The sequence below is a fragment of the Limnobacter sp. MED105 genome (assembly GCF_000170915.1).
GTDB lineage: Bacteria > Pseudomonadota > Gammaproteobacteria > Burkholderiales > Burkholderiaceae_B > Limnobacter.
Genome location: NZ_ABCT01000001.1, coordinates 417,549 through 441,477, shown reverse-complemented (window position 1 = coordinate 441,477; position 23,929 = coordinate 417,549). Strand labels below are relative to the sequence as shown.

The 23,929-nt window shown below is 44.1% G+C and carries 20 protein-coding genes; 2 read left to right on the top strand and 18 right to left on the bottom strand.

Going from position 1 to position 23,929, the window contains the following annotated elements; translation table 11 throughout:
* Positions 1-39: 39 nt before the first annotated feature.
* From LMED105_RS16755 to cysD, 18 genes are all read right to left on the bottom strand, one after another.
* Positions 40-345: a hypothetical protein gene (locus LMED105_RS16755; RefSeq protein ID WP_008247742.1), complete on the bottom strand. Its 306-nt coding sequence runs from the start codon at positions 343-345 to the stop codon at positions 40-42.
* Between the two features lie 124 nt (positions 346-469).
* Positions 470-928: a hypothetical protein gene (locus LMED105_RS02075; RefSeq protein ID WP_083797062.1), complete on the bottom strand. Its 459-nt coding sequence runs from the start codon at positions 926-928 to the stop codon at positions 470-472.
* A gap of 14 nt (positions 929-942) precedes the next feature.
* Positions 943-3,195, bottom strand: a complete 2,253-nt coding sequence (locus tag LMED105_RS02070) for a polysaccharide biosynthesis tyrosine autokinase (protein WP_040512218.1) — start codon at positions 3,193-3,195, stop codon at positions 943-945.
* A gap of 76 nt (positions 3,196-3,271) precedes the next feature.
* A complete protein-coding gene (locus tag LMED105_RS02065; protein WP_008247738.1) occupies positions 3,272-4,414 on the bottom strand; it encodes a polysaccharide biosynthesis/export family protein in 1,143 nt (380 codons plus the stop codon).
* 257 nt (positions 4,415-4,671) lie between these two features.
* Positions 4,672-5,565, bottom strand: a complete 894-nt coding sequence (locus LMED105_RS02060; protein ID WP_008247737.1) for a glycosyltransferase family 2 protein — start codon at positions 5,563-5,565, stop codon at positions 4,672-4,674.
* Positions 5,566-6,534, bottom strand: a complete 969-nt coding sequence (locus LMED105_RS16040; protein ID WP_008247735.1) for a nitroreductase family protein — start codon at positions 6,532-6,534, stop codon at positions 5,566-5,568.
* Positions 6,535-6,536: 2 nt separating this feature from the next.
* Positions 6,537-6,899, bottom strand: coding sequence for an acetyltransferase, CysE/LacA/LpxA/NodL family protein (locus tag LMED105_RS16750; RefSeq protein WP_008247733.1), 363 nt, complete (start codon positions 6,897-6,899; stop codon positions 6,537-6,539).
* Between the two features lie 212 nt (positions 6,900-7,111).
* Positions 7,112-8,260, bottom strand: a complete 1,149-nt coding sequence (locus LMED105_RS02045; RefSeq protein ID WP_008247731.1) for a polysaccharide pyruvyl transferase family protein — start codon at positions 8,258-8,260, stop codon at positions 7,112-7,114.
* Positions 8,257-9,378, bottom strand: a complete 1,122-nt coding sequence (locus LMED105_RS02040) for a glycosyltransferase (RefSeq protein ID WP_040512063.1) — start codon at positions 9,376-9,378, stop codon at positions 8,257-8,259. Before LMED105_RS02040 ends, LMED105_RS02045 begins: the two co-directional genes overlap by 4 nt.
* A complete protein-coding gene (locus tag LMED105_RS02035) occupies positions 9,375-10,493 on the bottom strand; it encodes a glycosyltransferase (protein ID WP_040512062.1) in 1,119 nt (372 codons plus the stop codon). Before LMED105_RS02035 ends, LMED105_RS02040 begins: the two co-directional genes overlap by 4 nt.
* On the bottom strand, positions 10,490-11,608 hold the full coding sequence (locus tag LMED105_RS02030) for a hypothetical protein (protein WP_156799480.1): 1,119 nt from the start codon (positions 11,606-11,608) through the stop codon (positions 10,490-10,492). Before LMED105_RS02030 ends, LMED105_RS02035 begins: the two co-directional genes overlap by 4 nt.
* 142 nt (positions 11,609-11,750) lie before the next feature.
* Positions 11,751-12,659 carry a sulfotransferase gene (locus tag LMED105_RS02025; RefSeq protein WP_008247716.1) on the bottom strand — a complete coding sequence of 303 codons (909 nt, stop codon included), beginning with the start codon at positions 12,657-12,659 and terminating at the stop codon, positions 11,751-11,753.
* On the bottom strand, positions 12,653-13,582 hold the full coding sequence (locus LMED105_RS16745) for a hypothetical protein (protein WP_156799479.1): 930 nt from the start codon (positions 13,580-13,582) through the stop codon (positions 12,653-12,655). The genes LMED105_RS02025 and LMED105_RS16745 overlap by 7 nt, the downstream gene beginning before the upstream one ends.
* An 84-nt stretch (positions 13,583-13,666) precedes the next feature.
* The gene (locus LMED105_RS16035) at positions 13,667-14,929 is read right to left on the bottom strand and encodes a polysaccharide pyruvyl transferase family protein (protein ID WP_008247713.1); all 1,263 of its coding nucleotides are present in this window, start codon (positions 14,927-14,929) and stop codon (positions 13,667-13,669) included.
* 8 nt (positions 14,930-14,937) lie between these two features.
* On the bottom strand, positions 14,938-15,972 hold the full coding sequence (locus LMED105_RS16030; protein WP_008247712.1) for a nitroreductase family protein: 1,035 nt from the start codon (positions 15,970-15,972) through the stop codon (positions 14,938-14,940).
* Entirely contained in the window at positions 15,942-17,396 is a 1,455-nt protein-coding gene (locus LMED105_RS02010) for an oligosaccharide flippase family protein (RefSeq protein WP_008247710.1), read from the bottom strand. Before LMED105_RS02010 ends, LMED105_RS16030 begins: the two co-directional genes overlap by 31 nt.
* A gap of 538 nt (positions 17,397-17,934) precedes the next feature.
* Entirely contained in the window at positions 17,935-19,662 is a 1,728-nt protein-coding gene (cysN, locus tag LMED105_RS02005) for a sulfate adenylyltransferase subunit CysN (protein WP_008247708.1), read from the bottom strand.
* A 1-nt stretch (position 19,663) separates the two neighbouring features.
* Entirely contained in the window at positions 19,664-20,692 is a 1,029-nt protein-coding gene (gene cysD, locus LMED105_RS02000; RefSeq protein WP_255348725.1) for a sulfate adenylyltransferase subunit CysD, read from the bottom strand.
* Between the two features lie 569 nt (positions 20,693-21,261).
* Here cysD and cysC point away from each other — a divergent pair.
* Together cysC and LMED105_RS01990 are read left to right on the top strand one after the other, a co-directional pair.
* The gene (cysC, locus tag LMED105_RS01995; RefSeq protein ID WP_008247706.1) at positions 21,262-22,170 is read left to right on the top strand and encodes an adenylyl-sulfate kinase; all 909 of its coding nucleotides are present in this window, start codon (positions 21,262-21,264) and stop codon (positions 22,168-22,170) included.
* On the top strand, positions 22,167-23,912 hold the full coding sequence (locus LMED105_RS01990; RefSeq protein WP_008247705.1) for an SLC13 family permease: 1,746 nt from the start codon (positions 22,167-22,169) through the stop codon (positions 23,910-23,912). The genes cysC and LMED105_RS01990 overlap by 4 nt, the downstream gene beginning before the upstream one ends.
* The last annotated feature ends 17 nt before the right edge of the window (positions 23,913-23,929 follow it).

The following is a 23,929-nucleotide window of genomic DNA, read 5'->3' as shown; positions in this document are numbered from 1 at the left end:
CCCTTGCAAGAAGGGGCTTTTACAAACAACAAACCCAATTTACTGGGTTGTGCCTGTTGTACCAGTGGTGTTGTTGTCGTCGTTAGAAACGGCAATTACTGTACCCAGTGCAGCGGCTACGCCAACAGCACCAGCCACACCCAAACCACCAGCGGCAGCGCCAGCACCTGCTGCGCCTGCACCGGCACTTGCGCCAGCGCCTGCACCGGCAGAACCACTTGCACCACCAGCACCTACGCCTTGGCCGCCAGCGGCACCGCCAGAAGCTTCAGAACCAGTTGCAGACTGGGCAATTGCTGCGCCCGACAAAGTAACCATGGCCAACATTGCCAAGAATTTTTTCATGATAAGTACCCCCAAAGAATTTAACTTCACTTAACTTTATAACAAAAAACAGCAACTGCGCCAGTTTTTTTCCATTACATTTTTAATAAACGCCCATGAAAACAAAGAGGTTTACAAAAAACCACTACAGCAATGCCCTTAATTTGGGCAACCACAAATCAATCTCGCCTTCCAATACTTTCAAACAGGCATCAAATTCAGCCGGGCCTTGCCCAATCGGGTCTGCTACCTCGCTTAGGCCATTCCAATGCCCCATTAACCACACCTTGCCTGAATAGGCCGGGAAGTTTTGCATAATCCACTGCTTGTGCCGGTTTTCCATCACCAGCATTAGCTGGGCTGCATTGGCCTGTGGCATCAACAATTGCTCGGCCCTCTTTTCTTCGCCAATTGAATAGCCAGCACGCTCCAAGGCACCCAATGCTTGTTTGTCGGGCCGTTTGCCAGTTAAGGCCTGCACACCACAGCTGTTCACATATATTTTTAAACCAGCGGCATCAGCCTTGGCTTGCAATATGGCTTGGCCCATGGGGCTACGACAAATGTTGGCGGTACAAATAACAGTAACCAAGGGTGTATTCATGCTGTTTTGTCCTGTCAGGCCTTTTTGCCTTGTACAGGGTCGCCATAAGTGCCGTAGGAGTTCTTGTACCCATAACCGTAGCCATAACCGTAGTAATAACCTGAGCGGTTGGCAATAAAGCCGTTGAAAATAAGGCCATTCACACGCACGCCCGCCTGGGCCAAGCGCTTTTGCGAATCGCTAACTTGGCGAACGTTACTTGCGCCATAGCGCGCCACAATAAATGTGGCGGAGCAATGCTGCCCCATTACAGAAGCGTCGCTGACCAACAGCACCGGTGGACTGTCGATAATTACATAGTCGTATTCCACATCGGCTTTTTCAAGCAAGGCAATAAAGTTGGGGTGCAGCAGCAACTCGCTGGGGTTGGGCGGCACTGAACCGGAAACCAACACATGCAAACCTTCCAGCTCGGTTTTAACCAGTGCTTTGTCAAAAGCCACAGTACCGGCAACCACATCGCTTAAGCCAGGGTGTTTGGCATCGCCCCGCTCTTCTTGAATGAAATAACGGCTTAGGGTGCCCTTGCGCATGTCACCATCAATCAACAGCACCCGTTTACCAGCCTGGGCCATAATCGCTGCAAAGTTGGCCGACACAAAAGATTTACCGATTTCAGGCACAGGGCCGGTGATGAGAACCCGCTTATTCGGCGAATCGATGGTAGCGAACTGCAAACCCGTACGGAAACTGCGCAATGCTTCAATTGAAGGGTCGTTGGGCGCCGAAACAGCCAACAAACCCACTTTGTCAGTACGGCGGCGCAAGCCTTTTTCCGCCACAGTTTGTTGCTGGCTGAGTGGCACGATTGAATACACCGACAAACCAGTCGCTTGTTCCAATTTGCTTGGGTCTCGTACAGCGCTGCGTAGCATGGCCAAGGCCTGTGCCGCCAACACACCAAGAAGTAAGCCAGCCAACAATGAAAGTGCTACTACTTGCCCTTTGTTGGGTTTGAAAGCTCGCTTTGGCTGTTGTGCATAATCCACAATCGCCACATTGCCTATAGTGCCAGCTTTCGCCACCTTTAATTGTTGTGCGCCGTTTAGCAGTGAGGTGTACAAAGCCTGGTTGACTTCTACATCGCGCCGAAGGCGCAGGTATTCCTGCTGCACTTCAGGCAAAGCTTGTGCTTGGCTAGCAACCCCACCACGCACACTGCGCAACTGTGCAAGCTGATCATCAATCGCCTGAATCAAAGGGTGCCCAGGCTGAAAACGCTGAAGCAACTTTTCACGCTCTAAGCCAAGCTCAACACGCTTGGTTTCAAGCTCCACGTCTTGCCCCAAAATTCGTTGTGTATCCAGCGTAGGGTCAATCGTGCCTTTGCTTTGAACAAAAACGTTCAGCGCATCTTCGGCCTTGCGCAGTTGTTCTTTAATACTGGGCAGTTGCTGATCCAAAAATACCAATTGCTGCTCAGCTTCCTGGCCTTTACGTTCTACGTTTTGCCGCAAGTACGCATTGGCAAGTTCGTTCAAAAACTGCACCGCGAATATAGGGTTGGGGCTTTCGTACGTAACCCGAATCATGCTGCTGTTGCGACCCACTTCACCCGCGCTTAGTGGCGCAACCAAACCATTGTGCAAGCTTAAAGGGTGCCTACGAACTACATTGGCTTTCAAGCCAGGATTGGCATCAAACTGGGAAATAGTGACGCTGCCTGTGCCATAGCCTACGTTGAAGGTTAGCGGTTTACCGATAGTACCGCTACCCAACAATTCTTCCGAGGGACTGTAAAAACTGTAAGAGTTTCCTTCACCTTTTACCGCCACGAATGGTTGGTCTGTAAATTGCGTGGGCACCGCGAATTGAGCCAGCTTCAATTGTTCACCACCCCAAGCATAGCTACTCAATCCAAGAAAAGGTTCCGCCAAACCTAAAGCCCGTTCATGACGACTTGCCAACCAACTTCCAAACACTGGAAAGTACTGTGGGGCGATTGACTGAGCCAAACCCAGTGTTTGGGCAACACTTTCTACAACAGTGCGGCTTTTCAATATTTCCAACTCGCCAGTTACATTGCTTCCGTTTGCGGCCAGCACACCGCTTACATCTTCCAGCGCCGCCAAGCCACTACTTTGCTTGGTTTCCACTTGCAACAACACATCAGCCGAAAATATTGGCGTGGCCACTGTGGCGTACACAATACCGATTGCAAGCGCGATTGTTGCTATAGCCAATGCAACCCACTTGAAGTCAAGCAAGTTATACCAAAGGTCCATGAAATTGATTTCAGCGATGTCGTTTGCAGTTTCTGCTTGCATTGTTCCACCGCCAGAAATTTGTTTGTTATTTGGCTCGTATGGCATGTTCATTGGGTAATCACTTTAAGTTTCAAGATCATTCGCCTTCAAGCACCCGAATATTGGAACGAATCGCAGGCAACACTTGCAGGGTGGGCAATATTGTACCCAGCAGACGATTTATCCTGACCATACGTACTGGATCGACGTACACCACATCACGAGGCTGCATCTCAAACTGATCTGCGTACAAAACACTCGTCGGACTACTAGAATCCAAATGGTAAATTTCTAGGCCACTATCAAATCCAGCCGGATTTATTCCTGGCGCGGGTTGGCGAATTACATAAACCTGCTGAGCATTCGACGTATTTTGATTAATCCCTCCGACGTCACTTAAAACCTCTGCTAAGGTTAATGTGCCCACCGGCATTACAAAAGAGCCGGGCTGAACCACCTCACCCATTAAAAACACCTTTCTAAGCCGTCTATCCGGGATATTTAAAACATCACCTTGCTCCAACAATACATTTTGAGACAAATCGCCCTCATACAGCAATTTATAAGCGTCAAGAATGAAGCTTTTGTTGTTTCGTTGCAAGGTTATATTCTGCAGGTCAGCATCTCGATTTAACCCACCGGCAAGCGAAATCACGTCACTAAGGCGTGTCGGCACATCGCTAATCGGAAAAAAACCAGGCTGCCCAACTTCGCCGCTAACATACACTTTTTGTGAACGGAACCCATTGGGCTGAATGTAAACATCAACCTGTGGGCTGCGAATAAACTTTTCCAAGTTGCGAGTCATTTCAAGGCGAATTTCTTCAGTGGTTCGCCCCGCGGCATTTACTTTGTTTAAAAAGGGGAAGTAAAAAGTTCCGTCTGGCAGCACAACTTGGCCCTGCAACTGCCCGGTTGTGTTGCCAGCGGGGTTGGTCAGCTCGGGGTGATCCCAAACTGTGACACGTACCAAATCACCAACGCCAACTTTGTATTGATAAATGTCCGGAGTGGCACGAAGCTCGGTAGGTACAGTTCGAACTTCTTCGGTGTTTCGGGCAAGCGCTCTTATGGTTACAGCGTCAATTGGTGTCAAGCGGTAATCCACCCCATTAGCACTTTGCTCAATTTGCTCTTTGCTCTCAGGATCGGCACCAAAGTACTGACCAGGGAATGTGCATGCTGCCAGTATGGGCATTACACACAAGGTGAGCCACCGCAACTTCTTGTCAAAAATCATTGAAGTTTCCGAATTCAGTTAATAGTAAAGTAAAAGAGTATTCGCAACACTAACCAACATAAACGTCTTTAGATGCGCTACCAATATGTGCAAAGCCAAACTCTGCGTGGAAAGCGAATTTTACCTGTCTAAGGTGATGGTTAGCCCGTAAAACATCCACTTCCTTGTCACAATTTTTTCAATGTTTTCATCGGCTTGACGATTGACAGAATGAATTCCTGGTTTTCAGGGACCTTGGTTGGACTCATTCGATAATGTCAGAGCTTAATTCTCAGAATTTTTTCTGCTGCACAATCCAAAGAATCGCCATTTGCAGCCATATATCGCTCAACTTCCTGCACCTTGGCTTCAACGAGAAATCGATACCAAAAACCCTGTAAAAAATGAAACGCAAAGCCCTGCTTACCGTCTAAAAACCCAAATCTAAAAACATAGCGATACAGGAAATATGCCAAAACTTTCGGTACAACAGGTAAGTGCGCATATATCTTATTCTTAACCAGACGCTTCAAACCCGCACGTCCCGCCAAGGGCATATCAACCTTGCCCCTCAGTTTGTTGCGACGCAACAGAATCTCAACAGCTTCGCGATTGGAATATTGATTGTGCTTCTGTATCCACCAAGTTAGCGTATTTAGATTGTCATCGATCAATTCGCCTTGCAAGCTACCAACCTTCCCAGACACTAGGATATGTTCGTCCATCCAGCGTTCTTCACAAATACCCCTGCCAGCACGAAATAGCCTTAGTACCTCAACAGGAAAAATGCCACCATAATTTATCAACCGACCACCAAACGCCATTCGTCGTTTCAAGTAAAAACCATCATGCGAATCATTGTGCTTGATGACTTGCGAAATGCTTTCGGCCAAGGATGGGGACAGATATTCATCCGCATCAATTCGCAGTACCCACTTAAACCCTGAAGGAATTATCGTAAGGGCAAAATTAATCTGCTGAGCTTGGTTCACAAAGACATTTTGAACAAATGCAGCTCCATGCTTTTCGGCCACTTCACGCGTATTGTCGGTAGAAAAACTATCGACAACCAAGATGCTAGATGCCACATCAAGCACACTGGCAATGCAACGTGCCAAATGTTTTTCTTCGTTGTAAGTCAGAATTACAACTATCAGTTCTTTGCTACCCATCTAATTTCTCGAAGTGTAGAGCACTTCATTCAACGGTCGTCGTGGAGAACTCGCGACTGTCAACGCTGCACCTTCAGAAGCGGGGCTGGGAAAACCTGCAGCCACCATCATGATTAGTCGTTCACTTGGTGGTATGTCAGCCAGCTTTTTGATGGTCGCCTCGGTTGAATTGGAAACGGCTAAATTCAAAGGGCAGTTCAACACACCAAATGCATGTATTGAAAGCATCAACTGCATCGCAAACAGACCGCCGTCGACATAGAGCTGGTTGCGCTGCTGCGGCCCGCCCCAAGCAGTAATTTCAGAGGTAACAATAAATAATGTTGGTACGTTGTGCGAAAACCCCTTCGACCCACCTTGTAACTCCAACAATGCATCTATTTTATCTTTCGCCGAAAACACATAAACCTTGGAAGATTGCCTATTACACTGGGAAGGGGCTTTTTGGGCCAATAAAACAATTTGCTCAACCAAAGCTTGGGGCAGTATTTGCTCATCAAAAATTCTTGATGAATACCTGGATTGAAGAAATTGCTGCGCAGCCAGGTCGTTGATTGGTGGGCTAACTTCACGTACTCCACCAACTGCGGTAACACCGGCCGCACGTTCCACTTCAATAAAATTTTTGATTTGATCAATGACTTCTTGCGGCTTGTCGGGGTACTCCTTATGCCAGTTCAAATAAGCAGCCAACGCGCCCAGCAACATTTCGCGAGGAAACAATTCACGCTCAACGCCTTTCTGTTGTTGCATGCGCAGAATCGTTTTGATTTTCAGCAATCCAAAAAAAGGTCGGGGTTTTGGCAAGGCCAAACCTTTTTCCAACGTGTGGGTCTCTATGACGGTATGAAAACCAATTCTTTTTGAACGAGGCTGAAGCGGCGAATGGCTGTTGTAACGAGTAAATTGCCACATGTCGTGCAAGTACTCGAATAACATTTGAAGCAATTTAGCCAAACGACGAAACATTTTTAAACCTCACCCTTCGGCACTTGAAGAAGATCTTTGTCTGTCACCTTTCGTATTCCCACCACGGTAGCCGGGCTACCAACCACAATACTCCAAGGTTGTACATCGCGTAAAACCACAGCCCTTGCGCCAACCACACACCCCTCATGCAAAGTTACACCGGGGTGGATCATGGCTTCAGCGGCAACCCAAACATGACTTTCAACTCGAATAGCGGAGTAAATCAGTGGTCGAAGCACACTTGAAATATCGTGGCTGGCGGTACATAAAAAGCTTCGTTGACTTATCGCTACTTTGGTTTGCAAGGTGATTGGGGCTACGTTGTAACAATCTACATTTGCTGCAATTGCACAGTAGTCGCCCATCGATAAATTCCAAGGCGCCCAAATTTTACAGCTGGGATCGATACGACAACCTTGCCCCACACTCGCGCCGAATAAGCGAAGAATAAGCCTTCGCCAACCATGTAATGCCCAGCGGGGCGTCGGCCTGAATAGCAAATAATACGCAATGGCCCACAGCAGGCGAGCAGCTTGCACGCTCTTAGGCAAACGATTTACATATTTCAGAGGAGGGCTCAACGAGTTACCACTCCTGCCTTCTCTATTTGCTCAAACAAATAACTTTCGGCAAATTCACGTTGCGTCTTTAACGAATTATTTACGGACGCCCAGTCCAACTCCTGTTCAAGCAGAGCCAATACGGACTCTCGATCTGCTGACTTCAGGAAGCGGCTCATCAAGCCAATACTGGTAAGCAAGTTGATTGCCCTGGCATTCAACGATTCTTTCTTTTTCGGCAAGGAAACTGCGATGAAAGGCTTGTTGTGAATCACCGCAAGCGCCACTCCGTGAAACGAGTTCGTCACTACAAATTTTGCACTGACCAATTTTTTCAGCCAATCTACGGGGCCAGGCGAAAACCCCTCACCGATGTCGTGCCAGCGTTGCCTTGAATTACGTGCACTCATCAAAGGAAGATTCAGTACAGACGACACAGTTTCCGCAACGCCTCGAATAATTTCATCAGACCTTAGGGCGTAACAAAAAACATGATCCGCTTCATCCAAGCGCTCGCCTAACAATGGTGAAAAGTTACCCAACAAAATTGTTGGATCGGGAACCACCAAAGCCTCACGCCCACTTACCCTTTTTACGATTTCTGAACCAGTGAATTCACGCACCGATATTGCATCAAGCTGCATTAGCAGGCTTCCGACTTCTTTAGCGTAATTCGCTTGGAGCGTGCCCCGGCCGAAACTGGCTGCGTAAGAAATGCGCCTAAAATGCGAGGCCCTAGGAAAGTCAAGAAAATAAACAGGATCAATTCCATACTGAACAGATGGAGCCCAAATTTGATCGCTTCCGCACACCAACATGGAACACCCTACGAGGTCCTGCTGAATTTCTTCGCCAGTTAGGCGACGCAAGCCATGAAGCCCAAGATGCGCTGCACGAAAACGGTCAAACTGCATGCGTTGGCTGCGGTTGCCAAAAACCTTGCCCCAAATGTGCAGAATCTTCATGTACAGAATAGTCAAATTACGCCTGAAATTTGATGCAGAAAGAATGTTTCTAAACGAACCACCATCTTCAACGTGTACAGGGTGATAGGGAACGAAAACCGCATCGTGGCCGTTTCGAATGAACCACTGCCTAAGCGCATAGGCTTGCATCAAGGCACCAAAGTTGTCGCTGAAGTGAAAGGTTAAAATTCCGATCTTCATGAAACACTTTTTTCTAAAACTGATTGATATTCGGAACGCATTGCTAGGGCTATGGAGTCCCAAGAATAGTCTTGAATCATCCACTCCCGGCCACGCTGACCCATGTCTTGCAACTTTTCAGGCGACAGGCACATTAATTCTCTTAATCCGTGTTCCATCGGCTCTGGTCCTATATCCACCCACTTGCCACACTTATGTTCATCTAGTCCCTGCCATGGTGCCCCCTTTGAACAGACCACGGGAACACCCAACATTAAACTTTCAGCTACGGTAATAGCAAAGTTTTCGCTTAGCGAAGGCAAAGCAAAAATTGAAGCACTGGCCATGATGTCAATTTTCTGTTTGTCCCACACTTGACCGTGAAAGCGTACTTTGGACAACCCCAATTCAGACGATAAGCCTTTCAAACGATTTACCTCTCCATCCTGATCGGGACCCACCAAAAGAAGTGACCAATCTGGAAACTCCTTCTCTAGCGGCTGCCAAGCCTTCAACAGTAGAGAAAGCCCCTTTTTCTTGTGAAATCGTCCAAGAGACAACACAACTTTGTCTTTGGTCGAAGTTTGATTCACTGACAGGTACAACTGTTCCACCCCATTCGGAATTTGAATTAGCGGATTATTTAAACCAAATTTGAAAACTTCATCCGCTTCAGCGGAACTGGTTACATGAATTGCCGCAGCACGCTCAAGTACTTCCTTTTGAAACCATTGAAGTACAAATCTTTTCTTCTGTCGACCGTAGGAAAGCGCTACGTCTGACAACATTCCATGAACAGAGACCACATACGGCTTGCGTGTTTTCTTGGCCCACTGCAAAACGCTACGGCCAGAATGCATCCATAGGCCATGTAAATGCACGATGTCTGGATTCAAGGCCTCAATTCCAGACAACATGTTCGGCGCATAACCGAGAGATCTTGGACCAATCACATCAAAAAGATAAGGCGTACCGCCGACCCACTTGCTGGCCTCTTTCGGCCAATCTGGGTGATTCAGCCCAACTACGCTGACAATGTCGCCACTTGTAGCGCACTGAGCCTTAGAAAGGCGCATATACGCCTCGCGAACGCCGGCAGCAGCAGTTACTGGACTTGAAACAACATGAACGATATTCATTGCGGCTTGAGATCTTCGATCATTGAGATGAATCGCTGCGCCATTCGATCAGTGTTGTACACATTGTCGGCAAGTTCAGTTGCTCGAGCGGAATAATTGTTTAATAGCTCTGGAGATCTCAAGAGAAAATCGATCTCATTCGCAAGGCTAATTGCATTTCCAGGCTCGAAATCCACACCAGTCTCTCCGGCAGTAAACGCAGCTATTTCCGGCATATGCTTCCAACGGTTCGAATGGACAATTGCAGGAAGACCATAGGCCATTCCGTGAATAAGACTTAGACCAACCTCGCCAGGATAAACAAACGCCATGCAACGGTTTGCAATATTTGCTATGAGACTTTCGTCTGACAAACTTCCATGCCAAGTCACAACATTCGAAATTCCTAAACTTAAAGATAGGTTGACTAAGTATTCTTTCTGTATGCCATCACCAATTACATGCAGAGAAGGACGAGTAAAGGTGTCAAGCTGCGAAATTGCATGCAAAGCCAACTCAAGATGAGCTTTTACAGTCAACCGACCAATGAAAAGTAACGACTTTTCTCTTGCACTACTAAAATAAGGAGATCTATAAGTCACAATTGAAGTTACATTGATTCCATTATTTAAAGCAAACAATAGCGGCTTTCGAAGATAAGAGGATACACGACTCGAATAATCAGACATCTCTTTATCAGTATAAAATAACAAAGCATCACATTGAACCATAAGCAATGACCGAAATAACAGCCTTAAGTTCGATGAGGATGAACTCCACAAATGTCCCCACCATACAATCTTTACTCCCTTAACTTTATAATAAAACATCTGAAATGCTAGGTTTAAGTATCTCGGATTTCCGGAAATAACCGCTATATCACCCTTGGAGAGAGACGTAGAAAAACATCCTTTTTGCCAGAAAAAACCGAAAGGTATTCGCACAACCCTCGGTAACACAACACTCCAAGAAGAGTAAGAAACATCATGCTCAAACTTGAACAAAGAAGAATCTGAAAAGTATAACTTGAACCTAATATCATAGTAGTTAAATATACGAACAAAGAAGTCCTCGCGATACTTAGGAAATGCTGGCTGAAAAATAATAATTTTCATAATTAGATAATTAATACTCACTTACCGTGGGCGGGCGACATCAGGAATCTTGAGAGAATAAGCGCGGGGATGAGCAAGAACCATACCCTAGCGCCAAAAGTAGCCATACTGCCCCAGAAATAAGAAATCAAAGAAACATCCCAAATGATGACCGGAGCAATATATCCTCGAGAATACTTTATAAAATATTTAACGAGAAATATGGTTAAAGACAATACAAGAAATACACCAACAACAAAAAAATCCCCTAAAAGGTAAATCTGCTCACCGATATAGCCCAAAGACTGCGAGTAATTCTCACTAACACCCGTTCGACCATAAATGTCATCCACTGATATTAAACCCGCTCCTACAGGTTTTGAAACCCATAAATCTCTTGGAACCCAATTTAAAAAAAACAAAGAGAACTGATCAAGAAATTGCGAAAAACCACTTGCAAACACCGTGAATTTAATATCGAATAAATCCTTGGTAACTATCAGATGATGACCTGCTGAACCAATAAATATTTGCTCTGCACTCGAGATAACATCATACCTAGAAAGCTGCGCATAATATAATGCCGGAAAACAAAGACCTACAGCCTGCCAAAAACGAAGCCCAATATCTTTATAATAATTTACCAGGAGAACGGGCATAAGAATGTAAGCACCAACAAGCAATCTACCAAAACCGGACCAATAAAATACTACGTAAATCACTACAACAAATAAATATGATAGAAGATAAAAAAATAGAGCCTTATTTGTCGGACCAGATATCAATATTCGCTCAAAGAAAACCAGCGATAGACCGTAACTTAAGGAAAATGACAAATACGACATGAGAGGTGTATTGGGCAAAAAAGAGCCTGCAACCAAACTCCAAAACATCAAAAACCAAAAGAAACACTTAATACCTTTATTATTTGAATAATCTAGAATCTTGTATGCAGGCAAGTAACCAGGCTCCTTTATAAAAATCATTCGCGTGTAAAGAAGAAGATCTGCTACTAAAATAAAATAAAAAACAAGGATAAAAACATCAATACGACGAAATTCGTAAAGAGCTATCGCAGGTATAATAAAGAGTATCAGCGAAACACTAGAAAGTGTAAATTCAAGAGCAGAGGTCCGACCTGCAAGAGATTGCCTCAAAAGATGCAGTGCACAGCAGAAAAGGAAAAGGGAATATTTAAAACTCCCCGAATCAACGACGAAAATGGCAAAAGGTGTAAGCGTGTAAAAGAGTACAAAGCAACATAATCTCAAAGACCTAATAAGTGCCGAAAAAGTCATACTAAGAGCAATCCCAATCAGAAATATCAATACCATATTTCGCTTTCAGTACGCGAACATCTTCTTTATATACATCCCTCAAAATCAAACGAGATTTAACAGACAATCTCGGTTTATTATTTTCAAAAAATTTGCTCATAACGAAAGCATCAAAATACTCATATAATTTCGATAAAATCTTATGAAATACACTCTTCTTCCCATAACCACGGGTAAAATCGGAATTATATCTAGAAGTAAGCATATTAAACATCCGCAAAAGCTTAAGACGTGTAACATTGTAAATCACAAGCTGAGGCCTCTCGCTCATTGTCGTGGGTTTATAACTTTCATCAACCCCAATAAAATGATAAATATCCTTGATTACTAAATCTGGATCATTTAACATTTGATCATGCGTAACTAACTTTAGCAGACCTCTTTCATAATATGACGAATACAGATTCAAATACTTTGAATACAATCCAAACTCGACAATTTCCGCAGATCGTTTGTATTTTGATTGATATTCTTTGCAATATAATATTTTTTCTATCGCCAGATCGATCGGTTCCACTGGAACAAATCCGCCTCTCGCGTAATGGAAATATGCAGACACAAATCTATCTACTGGGTTTCTAAGCACTGCAATTATTTTCGCATTTGGAAAATGATGGGCAACTCTTTGGGGAACTTCAGGTTTTCCTAAATAATTAGGTCTTTTTATCCCTAGAAACAATTGGTTAGAATCTTGGGGAAATAAACCGTCAAATATCTGATCAAACTTTTCAACATCGTAATCAGGATCTTCAAAGAATGAAATTTCTCCTTTAGGCATGAAAATTAAAGGATGATCTGATAAAGCGAACTGAAGATACGTTGTAGCAGACTTCTGTGCACCTATTACTAAAAAATCAAGATCCTTTACCAATTAGATTCTCCAGTTAGTAACTTAGCTGCAGATGAACGATAAAAATAACTTTCAAATACTTTCTTGTTGTAGACAACAATTGAATAACCTCTAATTAACTCAATCACTTCAAACCCAATTTTTTTGAAGTAATCACATGTATACTGGCAAGTAGTTATTATATCAATCCCACATTCCAACGAATAAATGGCAGTTCCACTAATTATTGGGTCATTTTTCTCCACACTAACTAAACAAGCAGATGAAGTTGAAACTGCCTCATACAAATCTTCATCACTTAATCTACCAGGCGATATATCGATCTGCTCGCTTACTAATTCAGTTAACTCACCTAGATTTGAACAACACTGACCAACGATTTTTACCCTCATTCTTAGATGTTTTGATACAGCCAATAGCTCCGGTAATGGCGGAAACTTATGCTTCCCACCAAAATAAACAATTGAGGGTGTTTTATTTATTATCGGTCGATTTAGATTTTCTGTCTTATCGAAAAATGGAGGATGTGTAAAATAAGATACACTAAACTGATCAGCAACAACACTGTTCATAACATAAACATTTGATCTTCTCGACATCAAAGAACGAATCTTTAACAGACGATTTTTGTCTGAGTATTTAACGGAGAATATGTTGTGCCATACTATTTTTATCTTTATTCCAAAAACTTTTTTTAATGGTTCACTCGCTTTCGAAAACAAAATCCATCGTAAAAGTTCACCTCGTATTCCAGGTTTTAATATTTGACCTTCAACCCAATTTAATACCAGCACAGTTTGATTGTGATTAAGAATTGATTTGACGACCGGCCACAGACGAAAATATTCTACTTGCGCGTTAGGCGCAGAAAGTTCGGAAATGAGACGGGCAGTGTAGCTTGAGCTTCCAGATACACGAGGGTAGACGTACACTTTAGCAGACATTTGAAAATACCATATCGTGGCAGTATATATTCTGGTTCAATCAGATTGGTGAATCACATTCCTATCTTAATACACCGGAAAAATTTATATTTTTGAATTTATCTCAATGTGAGCGAAGTTGAGTTGACTTTCTGCTTTCACTCTATCCAAATTGAAAGAAATACAGTCCACGATTTTATTACGGTTCGCAATAATTTCATCACAACGTAATATTATATCCTGTGTCATATTTGGGCTTATATCAACAGCGAATCGTTCAAGATCAAATTTTGCTAACAACCCCTCAACCTTGCCTTGAGTGGATATCACAACGCATGGCTTTTTCTGACCCAAACCAATTACAGCAAGATGCATACGCCCCGTAATTATAAATTCTGACTTACTACATAACCAACGTACTTTAGAAGGAGTTAAAATTCTATTGATTAAAAAAACCTTCGTCTGTGTTGAAAACATTTTAATTACTTCCTGAGACAGGCTAATGTCATCTCCACCAGGCCTGGCGACATGTGGTAGAAGAACAATACTGTATCCCTTCTCCATCAAATGATTTATTATCAACCGATAATTAAGCCAACCGTTTGATTTTGATTCTACCAATGCGCTGGTATTAATTATAATAAAGTTCTTTCCAAGTGACGCAACATCAAATCCCACTTCCATAGATTCTACGTATTGAGCGTTATTTGACGAAAACACCATATCGCTTACACAGCGTATATTCTTCTTATTAAATTTCGAGACTCTTTCGTAAGAGAGTTCGTCACGCAAATTTAAAATCACACCATAATTCGTGGCTATTTCCAAATTCTTTTCTATTATTCCATATTTATCATATGACCAACTAAAACCTAAAATCGATACATGCAACCCCATTTTCGCTCCCAGAATTGCACAACCAATTCTAGCTAAAGAAGCAATATAGTTATATTGTCCATCGATAATATCTGCTCCAACGATATCAAATTGCTTACAACCCTTTAATATTTTCTTCAATTTAAGAACGTCGAAAAACCTCTTACGCGAAGTTCCGTAAATAAGGTTTGGCACAACCACTGATTCAATACGTATATTTGAAAATCTGCTTAAGTCAAAATCATCTTTTCGCTTTACAAGCAACAAAATATTGTGTTCTTGAAATCTCTCGAGGTAAGCTTCAACAAGAGCCTGATCCCCAATATTTCCAGCACCAGGTGGCGCAAGAAGAACTAACCTATCATCTGCGGTTTTTTGAGTACGTCCTATCCCCAACAATCTAAATATCCATATTGGATTGAGAATAAAATAATATAAACTCCTAGAGATATTATTGATAAACTCATTTTTACCCACCAACTTCTTTATCATTACAGATCCTACAAATCTAGATTCTTTAAGAAAACATTAGATGATTTCCTTTGTGAGCGCGGTACTAGTACACCCCCATCTGCATAACCACAAGCTATCAACATAATAATTTCTTTACTTTTCTCTAACTTAATTAAGCCATGAAGTCCAACATCCTTCTCTCTTGTAGCGCACCAGTTTAAACAACAGGTTTGGATGCCTCTCGCATGCAATCCATAGATTAGGCTCATAGAAAAAAGGCCTCCATCCACATAAGGCTGATGGCGTTCAGTCGGATCAAAATAAGATTTCTTATCCACAACAACTGTTAATAAAGTGCCTATAGTTTTCTCAAACCCTCTATTACCGTTCTGAAAACTAAGGCATTTATAAACTAATTCCATATCTTGAGTGACGTACACCTGCCAAGGTTGTCTGTTACATGCACTTGGTGTTTCTAGCGCCGCTTCGATGGCTTTTTCAATTTCGGCTATTTCTATTTTTCTGGAAGAGTTGAAATTTCTTACGCTTTTTCTAGAGCGAACAAAATTTAGATACTCTTCAAATTCTAGGACAGTTTTTGGCATAAGTTGTACCGGCGTATCACTTTGTCCAGCAAATTCATCTCTAAATCGATTTTCAATTAATCTATTGACCTCTGTTGCATAAATACAATTTTTCTCATCTGCATTTTTATTAATGTGTGTCTTATAAGACGCTAAAGTGTTATTTATCGAACTCATGACATTTACGTCTATTCGCGCGATTGTCGACTCATCTAGCCCATCTAGCACCTTCACAATTTTTCGGAGAGCATCCAAACCAAACCTTTTTTTCGGCTCTGGCAGACACATTCCTTTCTCTATTTTATGATTTTGAAACAGCAAGACTGATTCTATCTTTATTAAGTCATCTCCTAAATTAAGCCAGTTCATATATTTTAATGAATCAAAAAGATCGAACAGATAATATCTATGCATGTATGCATTTCTTAGGTGTCGGATTGCATGCCGTGCCAAAAAGAAAATATTTTTCAAATTGCTCTCCCCAATGCGTACTTCCATACTCCCAAGATATTCCTTCTTATCTCTTTATTGAGCCCATAAATCAAACCAATCACTAGTACTGACTCGACCAACACGATTAATTCAAAATATGCAATTTCTAACATAACTAATTTTTGTCTAAGCAAAAAACTCTGCAAAGCTACTAAAATAAAAATAACAACATAAGGAGCTACTTGTAAAAGCATAGTCTTGAGTCGATAATTGATATCATTGCCAATATATATTACAAACAATGGCAATCTTACTAATGCGCCCACGACTGCAGAAGCGATTACGACCCCAGTTACTCCCGAGTAATATCCTCCTACCGCAACTGCGAGCAATGTTACAGATGTGCTGAAAGCACGCCACTTTAACATCTTAAAACTTTGTCCTTTACTTAGTAAGGCCGCCTGCATCAATGCAGCCACGGGCTCCGCGACCACAAATATACTTAATATCTGTATCAAGCCTATTACCTCTTGCCAACTGTCACCAAGCACCAATTTGACAATAAATGCAGAATTACAATATAGAAGAGTAGTCATCAAAGTCGTAAGAGTGAGAACCACACCCATTGATCTTCTCAGGAATGTGGAGAATTCTTCTGGTTGATATTGCAACTTGGACAATGCAACATTTAGCACACCTATGATCGGTGGCATCATCTGATTTGGTGGAATTTTTGTTATCGCCGTAGCACGATTGTATAATCCCAAACTAGCAATTCCACCTACTATTGTGATTATTACATTTGATATATTATTTGCCAGATAACTCAATAAATTCGCTAACGTTAAGTTTGCCCCAAAAAGAATCAAATCTTTGACGCTCTCATTTTTATCATATTTTTCAATCTTTAATTGCGATTTCTTTACTATCAAAAATGTGCTAATTACACTTTGTACGAAATACAGCATCACCATGGCGAAATATCCAGCTCCAAGAATTGCGAAGACTGATGCCGAAAGTACTGCAACAATCAAAGACTTAACTTGAATATCAGCAAGTATTTTAAACTTCATGCTTTTCTTGATTTCTGCTTCGTATTGGGCAACCATCGCTTGCAAGCCATATCCCACTCCGAGCATACACGTGGTTATTAGTATACGATTATCATCCATTTTTTGAGATAATACTGCACCGGCCAATACCATTAAAATTACCACCAAAGCACTTATTATTGTGTTTATCCAAAATAAATTCGATACCTGTGCATTATTTATATCTTGTTTTTGTATCACTGCTGAAGACAACCCTCCGTCTTTCAGCACCAATGCTACGCTTGTGTATATTAGAACCATACTAACAAGACCAATTTCCTCATGAGTCAAGTGCCTTGAAATTATTGCCAAGGACATCAAGTTCAATACCATTCTAATCACTTGCGCTTTGCCAGTAACTACGACACCTAATATGGATTCTTTTTTTAATTTACTCATTTAGTTTTTTATATTATTTTTTACCTTTATTTATTAATTGAACTGAAAATATTTTTAAGCAAAACATCCTAAAAAGCGTTTTATTGCCTTTATTTTAGAACGTCAATTTTTTTAATTTTATCTAATCGTAAATTTTGTTATCTCGATTTATCTTTTATTTAAAAAGTTTTCTTATTCCAATCTTCAAAATTTATTTCGATATTTTAAACTTGCCTAATTACTTTGCTATTAGACTTATTTTCTCTATCATTCCGCATATATTTTTTGGCATATTTTAGCTAAAAGCGTAGGATTTCTTATTAGAACTCGGATGGTCCTATTTCTTTATGCACGCTACCGCCGTGTTGTGCACCGTTCAACAAGCGGGTCATCGAAGTGGTTGGAAAACTATGGTGCACCTTGTGTTCAATTTTGAACACAGCAAATAATAAAATGCAAAGGGTTACATGTCTATGAAATTGCTGCAGCGCACATACCTTAAACATGGGACAAACCCTATGCCCCCCCACGTTTAGGGACCCCAGTGTAGAAGTCGCGTTTAAATGATGGATCTTATTTGTGTCAACAGATTTTGCAGCATATCATCCGAATTGTCGTAGCCTGCGCAGTCAACGAGCGTGAAGCCCTCTTTCTCCAGCAAGTCAGGCCTAGTTACTGTGGCCGCCACCGCCACACAGCCTGCCTCCATCAGCAATTTTGCTAGAGAAACCATTCTTCGCACATGCTCGGCTTTGTCTGAGTCTTTAAAGCCCAAGTCCATGCTCAGGTCGCTGCGCACCTTGCTGCCTGTGATGAGCATGGTGCTGATGCGCTCGTGGTGCAGCATCAATTCAAACTTGGCTGCAAGCTCTGTTTTATTGGAGTCTGCTGGCCCAATAAACCACACCGTGTGGCCTTTGTGGCCGTGCAGCTTTGCACGGTCTTCAACACTGACTCCCGCTTGGGTTGCATGAATCATTTCATTGCGCTTTAGCGCAAAGTGAATGACACCGGCGCCCACAGTGCGGTTGCTGTAGCGGTCTACAAGAATAAAACTTCCCAATTGCTTGTTTTCAGCAAACGGCGAGGCCACCGCCTTGCGATCAAGGTGAATGTTTACCTCTGCAATATCGTTGGTTTCAAGGTGTTCCGCAGCTTCGTGCGCCAAGGTGTTTACATTCACCTTGTGCTTTATTTTGGTAATGCTGCAGCCGAGTTGTTGGGTGTGTAGCTGTATCAAGTAGTTTTTCGCGGGCAAACCTTGTTCAGGGTCCATCCACACCAGGCTTGCACAAAACTGGTCAGCGGCTTTCAGGCCTAGTGCAGGGTGGCAAAGTACGTCGCCACGGCTTACATCGACTTCGTCCGCTAAGGTTAAGGTAATGGAATCGCCTGCCCTAGCTTGCGCCCAGTCGCCTTCAAACTGAACAATTTTGCTTACGGTGCTTTGTGTATTCTTGCCTGCCACTTCAATCGGCATACCGGGGCTTGCCAAGCCGGAGGCCACCAAACCAGCAAAGCCGCGGAAATCCAGATTCGGCCTGTTGACCCACTGAATGGGCATGGCAAATTGCTCGGGCACCAATTCGCCAACCTGGCCTAAAACATCCACAGTTTCTAGGTAACCCATCAATGTCGGGCCATGATACCAAGGCGTGTTTTTCGAACGCTCACGAAGGTTGTCGCCACCAATAGCGGACAGCGGAATGGCTTGAACTGCCTCAATACTGAGCGCTTTTGCGTACCCAGCAAAATCGGCAACAATTCGGTCATACACCTCTTGTTTGAAGTCGACCAAATCCATTTTGTTCACCGCCAGCACTAAGTGACGAATACCCACCAGTTGCGTTAAAAATGCATGGCGGCGGGTTTGTGTCAGCACGCCTTTTCGGGCATCAATCAACAACACCGCCAAGTGGGCTGTTGATGCACCCGTAACCATGTTGCGGGTGTACTGCTCATGCCCCGGTGTGTCGGCAACAATGAATTTTCGGGCATCGGTTTGAAAATAGCGGTAGGCCACATCAATGGTAATGCCTTGCTCACGCTCGGCTGAAAGGCCATCTACCAACAAGGCGTAATCGATGTTGTCGCCTTGGGTGCCGTAGCGCTTGCTTTCATTGCGTAATGCTGCCACCTGGTCTTCAAACAGTTGTTGGCTTTCCCACAACATGCGGCCAATCAATGTACTTTTGCCATCGTCGACACTGCCACAAGTAATAAAACGCAACGTGTCCAGGCTTTGTTGTTGGTCCAGGTAGGCTTGTACTTTTTCTGCGGCATTCATCTTAGAAATACCCCTCTTGTTTTTTCTTTTCCATGGATGCTGGCGAGTCTTTGTCAATTGCTCGCCCTTCGCGCTCAGACACATTCGATTCCAGCAGTTCCAGAATCATTTCCTCAAGGGTGTCAGCAGTTGATTCCACTGCACCAGTCAGCGGGTAGCAACCCAGTGTTCGAAACCGTACCCATTTAATTTCAACTTCGTCACCTTCTTGCATGGGCAAGCGGTCGTCGTCCACCATCATCAAGATGCCGTCTTTTTTTACAACTGGCCGAGGCTGCGCAAAATACAAGGGAACAATAGGAATATTTTCTCGGTAGATGTATTGCCAAATATCCAGCTCAGTCCAATTACTCAGCGGAAATACGCGCATGCTTTCACCACGATTTTTCCGGGCGTTGTACAGGCTCCAAAGCTCGGGGCGCTGATTTTTAGGATCCCATTGGTGCGTGGTAGTACGGAAGCTGAAAATACGCTCTTTCGCACGGCTTTTCTCTTCGTCGCGACGTGCGCCGCCAAAAGCAGCATCAAACTTGTATTTGTCCAAAGCCTGCTTCAAACCCACTGTTTTGGTGATGTCGGTGTGAATACTGCTGCCGTGATCAAACGGGTTAATGTTTTTCTCGATGGCGTCGGGGTTTACATGCACCAGCAGTTCCATACCGCTGTGCTTGGCCATGAGGTCGCGGAACTGGTACATGGTTTTGAATTTCCATTGAGTGTCTACGTGCATCAACGGAAATGGGGGCGGGGCCGGGTAAAAGGCCTTGCGCGCCAAATGCAACATCACAGCGCTGTCTTTACCTATCGAATACAGCATAACCGGGTTTTCAGCTTGGGCAACCACCTCACGCATAATGTGCATGCTTTCAGCCTCAAGCGCATCCAGATGCGAACGGTCACCTTTACTCAGCAGCTTGGTAGCACGTGGCTTTAAATTCAGCGCGTTGTCTTGCAAATGGGTTTGGTATGCGGGCAAACAAAGCTCAAAACTTGCATTTTTCCAATCGCGTGCGTGTATGCCCCGTACCATTGCCACCACGGCGCCGCTTGGCCAAAGCTGACAAGGCTTACCCACGGCTTCCGCCAATTTGGCAAATGCAGCCAGCAATACTTCAGGAGCTACACCAGCCTTACTCGTCTTCACTGCCAGCCAATAACGCAACCCTTTCTGGTTGTTGGCCACAAGCAAAGTCAGCTTGTTAAAGCTGTGTACCTGCACATTGATAACCGCGTGGCGCTTGCGCTTGGCTTCAACCTGATAAGCATTCAGTACAATTTTTTTGACCGGGCCGCCTTTTTCATCGGTGGTTTGCTCAACCATAACCGGTTCTGGCAACAAGCCAGAATCTTGCAATGTGCGCTCAGCAGTTCGCTGACTTACCTTGCAATCGGCTTGCAATAGCTCGGCAAAACTGGCGCTGTTGTTGACTAAACCCACACCGGCTTTGTTAATTCCGGTCCCCAGAGAGGCAACATGAGCCTCGATGTAATTTGACGTATTTTGCAAAACTAGAGATTCCTGTTTGTAAATTTTGCTTGAATAAGTTAATTCTATTGGTTAAGTTATGCAAATACACATTTAACGTCAAATTATTTTCCATGCTGAATAATCAATTCGAAGGCGAAATTCTATGGGCTAGCGCTACACCCATGATTGTTGGGCGGGCATATCAAGCAGAAATCAACAACACAATCAAAGCGCAATGCACGATTACCGAATTGAAATATGTACTGGCCAGCGATGGCGAAACCCGCTTGGCAGCCAAAACTTTGGCGGCTGGCCAACGGGCAGTGGTGAACTTGCAGCTTGAGCCAGGCATCGAACCGAAATGCGACGTAACGCAGGTTGCACTTGAACTGATCGACCCTGACGATGACAACGCCAGTTCAACCTGCAACTTGCACTTCGCCTTGCGCCGGTCGAGCAACATTCGCTGGCAGGCAATGGCCATTGATCGCGCTGCGCGAGAAAACTTGATGCAGCAAAAAGGCAAATGCATTTGGTTCACCGGCCTTTCGGGTTCAGGCAAAAGCACCATTGCCAGTGCTTTTGAGCAACACCTGTACAGGCAAGGCATGTTCACCATGACGCTTGATGGAGACAACGTGCGCCATGGCCTGAATAAAGACCTGGGTTTTACAGAAACCGACAGGGTTGAGAATATTCGCCGGGTGGCAGAAGTCTCGAAACTAATGGTTGAAGCAGGCTTGGTGGTGTTGGTTAGTTTTATTTCGCCCTTCAGGGCAGAACGAAAACTGGCACGCGACCTGTTTGCACCTGGCGATTTTATCGAGGTGTTTGTGGACACCCCGCTGGAAGAATGTGAACGCAGGGATGTGAAAGGTTTGTATGCCAAAGCTCGCCGCGGAGAAATTAAGAATTTCACTGGAATTGACAGCGCTTATGAAGCGCCACTGAACCCTGAAATGCGACTACCCACGGTTGAAATGAAGATTGAAGACTGCTGCCTTGCACTGGTCGAGAAATTAAACGAAGTACCAAAATGACAAGCAGTATGTTGGTACTCGCATGCGTGGCAGCACTAATATTGTTATTGGTGCGTGCCGCTGCACAGCCTGCTACTTTGTTCGGTGTATTTGCGATTGGCTTTTTTTTCGCAGGTTTAATTGAACAAACAGAATTTCTTTCTTCGTACACCAACCCTGCTTTGGTGTGTGTGCTGCTGCTGGTAGTTGTTGGCTTGGTGCTGGAACGAAGCTCACTGATTACCCAAATGTCGCGTGTGCTGCTGGCAGGCTCAGCCAAGGCGGCAGTGTTCAAATTATCGATTATTACCTCCGTATTTTCTGCCTTTCTCAGTAACACGGCCGTAGTGGCTGCGCTACTTCCTGCGATATCAAAACAAAACCAAATTGAACCGTCAAAGCTGCTTATTCCGCTTTCGTATGCGTCTATTCTGGGTGGCGTTACAACCTTGATTGGTACCAGCACCAATCTGCTTGTTTATTCACTTGCCGAGAACCAAGGGGTGCAAGGCTTAAGTCTGTTTACGTTCACAGGTATTGGATTGGTGCTGGTGCTTGCGGGCGCCACATTGATGAGCTTAAGCACGCCAAACAGCACATCGAATACATCAATAAAAAACACGCAGTTCGAGCCCACAAACGGCCAAGGCTATTTTCTGGAATCACGGGTCAAATCGGGCTCGAGCCTGGTGGGAAAAACCGTGGCCCAGAACGGCCTTCGTGGGCTGGAAGGCTTGTACTTGCTTGAAATCGTTCGTGAAGACCGCTTACTAAGCCCGGTGCGGCCAGATGAACTAGTGCAAGCGAACGACCGCTTGATATTTACAGGCGAAACAGACCGCATACAAACACTGCAACGATTTGACGGCCTTGAGGTGTTTGGGTCGGCAGCAGGAAAACTGCTAGAGAGTAATTTGGTGGAAGTCATTATTTCCAGCCAGTCAGAATTGGTGAACAAAACCCCCAAAGAAGTGGACTTTCGAACTTTATTTGATGCAGCTGTTGTGGGTATTCGCCGAGGTAACAAGCGTTTGACAGGGCAACTGGGGCGGGTTGAACTGAAAGTAGGCGACAGCCTTGTTCTAGCCGTAGGTTCCGACTTCCGTAACCACCGCAATATTGAGCGCAACTTTCACGTGCTTTCAGCCGAGCCACTGCAACCCAATTTGAGCAAAAAAGAAAACTGGATGACCCTGGGTGGTTTGGTACTGGCAATTGGATTGGCCACAACCAGTGTGATCAGCCTTCTGCAAGCCCTGATGGCGCTGACTCTATTTTTGATGATTGTGAAGCTACTTTCGCCCGCACAAATTCGGCGACGGTTTCCATTTGACTTGTGGATTTTAATTGGCTCGGCTTTGGTGATTGCACAGGTCATGACGAGTTCAGGTGCTGCCAGTTTGATTGCAGAGTATTCGTCGTCGGTATTAAGCCCGTTCGGAGTGATGGGCGCATTTATTTCCGTGTATGTAATGACATGGATACTGACTGAGCTGGTTACCAACTCGGCCGCTGCTGCCCTGGCATTTCCGATTGCCCTAAGCAATGCTGCGCAATATGATGCCGCTGCCTTGCCCTTTGTACTGGCTGTGGCGTTTGCCGCAAGTTCATGTTTTCTATTACCCAGTGGCTACCAAACACATTTAATGGTGATGTCGCCGGGGCGATACCGCACCATGGACTTCGTGAAAAAGGGCTTGCCAATGGCCCTACTTTACGGGCTTGTTTGCATTGCCTTGATTCCGGTATTTTTTCCTTTTTGATTTTATTTTGAGTATTT

Coding starts and splice junctions, on each gene's coding strand:
- LMED105_RS16755 (WP_008247742.1), bottom strand. CDS start 345: ATGAAAAAATTCTTGGCAATGTTGGCCATGGTTACTTTGTCGGGCGCA.
- LMED105_RS02075 (WP_083797062.1), bottom strand. CDS start 928: ATGAATACACCCTTGGTTACTGTTATTTGTACCGCCAACATTTGTCGT.
- LMED105_RS02070 (WP_040512218.1), bottom strand. CDS start 3,195: ATGCAAGCAGAAACTGCAAACGACATCGCTGAAATCAATTTCATGGAC.
- LMED105_RS02065 (WP_008247738.1), bottom strand. CDS start 4,414: ATGATTTTTGACAAGAAGTTGCGGTGGCTCACCTTGTGTGTAATGCCC.
- LMED105_RS02060 (WP_008247737.1), bottom strand. CDS start 5,565: ATGGGTAGCAAAGAACTGATAGTTGTAATTCTGACTTACAACGAAGAA.
- LMED105_RS16040 (WP_008247735.1), bottom strand. CDS start 6,534: ATGTTTCGTCGTTTGGCTAAATTGCTTCAAATGTTATTCGAGTACTTG.
- LMED105_RS16750 (WP_008247733.1), bottom strand. CDS start 6,899: ATGGGCGACTACTGTGCAATTGCAGCAAATGTAGATTGTTACAACGTA.
- LMED105_RS02045 (WP_008247731.1), bottom strand. CDS start 8,260: ATGAAGATCGGAATTTTAACCTTTCACTTCAGCGACAACTTTGGTGCC.
- LMED105_RS02040 (WP_040512063.1), bottom strand. CDS start 9,378: ATGAATATCGTTCATGTTGTTTCAAGTCCAGTAACTGCTGCTGCCGGC.
- LMED105_RS16745 (WP_156799479.1), bottom strand. CDS start 13,582: ATGTCTGCTAAAGTGTACGTCTACCCTCGTGTATCTGGAAGCTCAAGC.
- LMED105_RS16035 (WP_008247713.1), bottom strand. CDS start 14,929: ATGATAAAGAAGTTGGTGGGTAAAAATGAGTTTATCAATAATATCTCT.
- LMED105_RS16030 (WP_008247712.1), bottom strand. CDS start 15,972: ATGGAAGTACGCATTGGGGAGAGCAATTTGAAAAATATTTTCTTTTTG.
- LMED105_RS02010 (WP_008247710.1), bottom strand. CDS start 17,396: ATGAGTAAATTAAAAAAAGAATCCATATTAGGTGTCGTAGTTACTGGC.
- cysN (WP_008247708.1), bottom strand. CDS start 19,662: ATGAATGCCGCAGAAAAAGTACAAGCCTACCTGGACCAACAACAAAGC.
- cysD (WP_255348725.1), bottom strand. CDS start 20,692: ATGGTACGGGGCATACACGCACGCGATTGGAAAAATGCAAGTTTTGAG.
- cysC (WP_008247706.1), top strand. CDS start 21,262: ATGCTGAATAATCAATTCGAAGGCGAAATTCTATGGGCTAGCGCTACA.
- LMED105_RS01990 (WP_008247705.1), top strand. CDS start 22,167: ATGACAAGCAGTATGTTGGTACTCGCATGCGTGGCAGCACTAATATTG.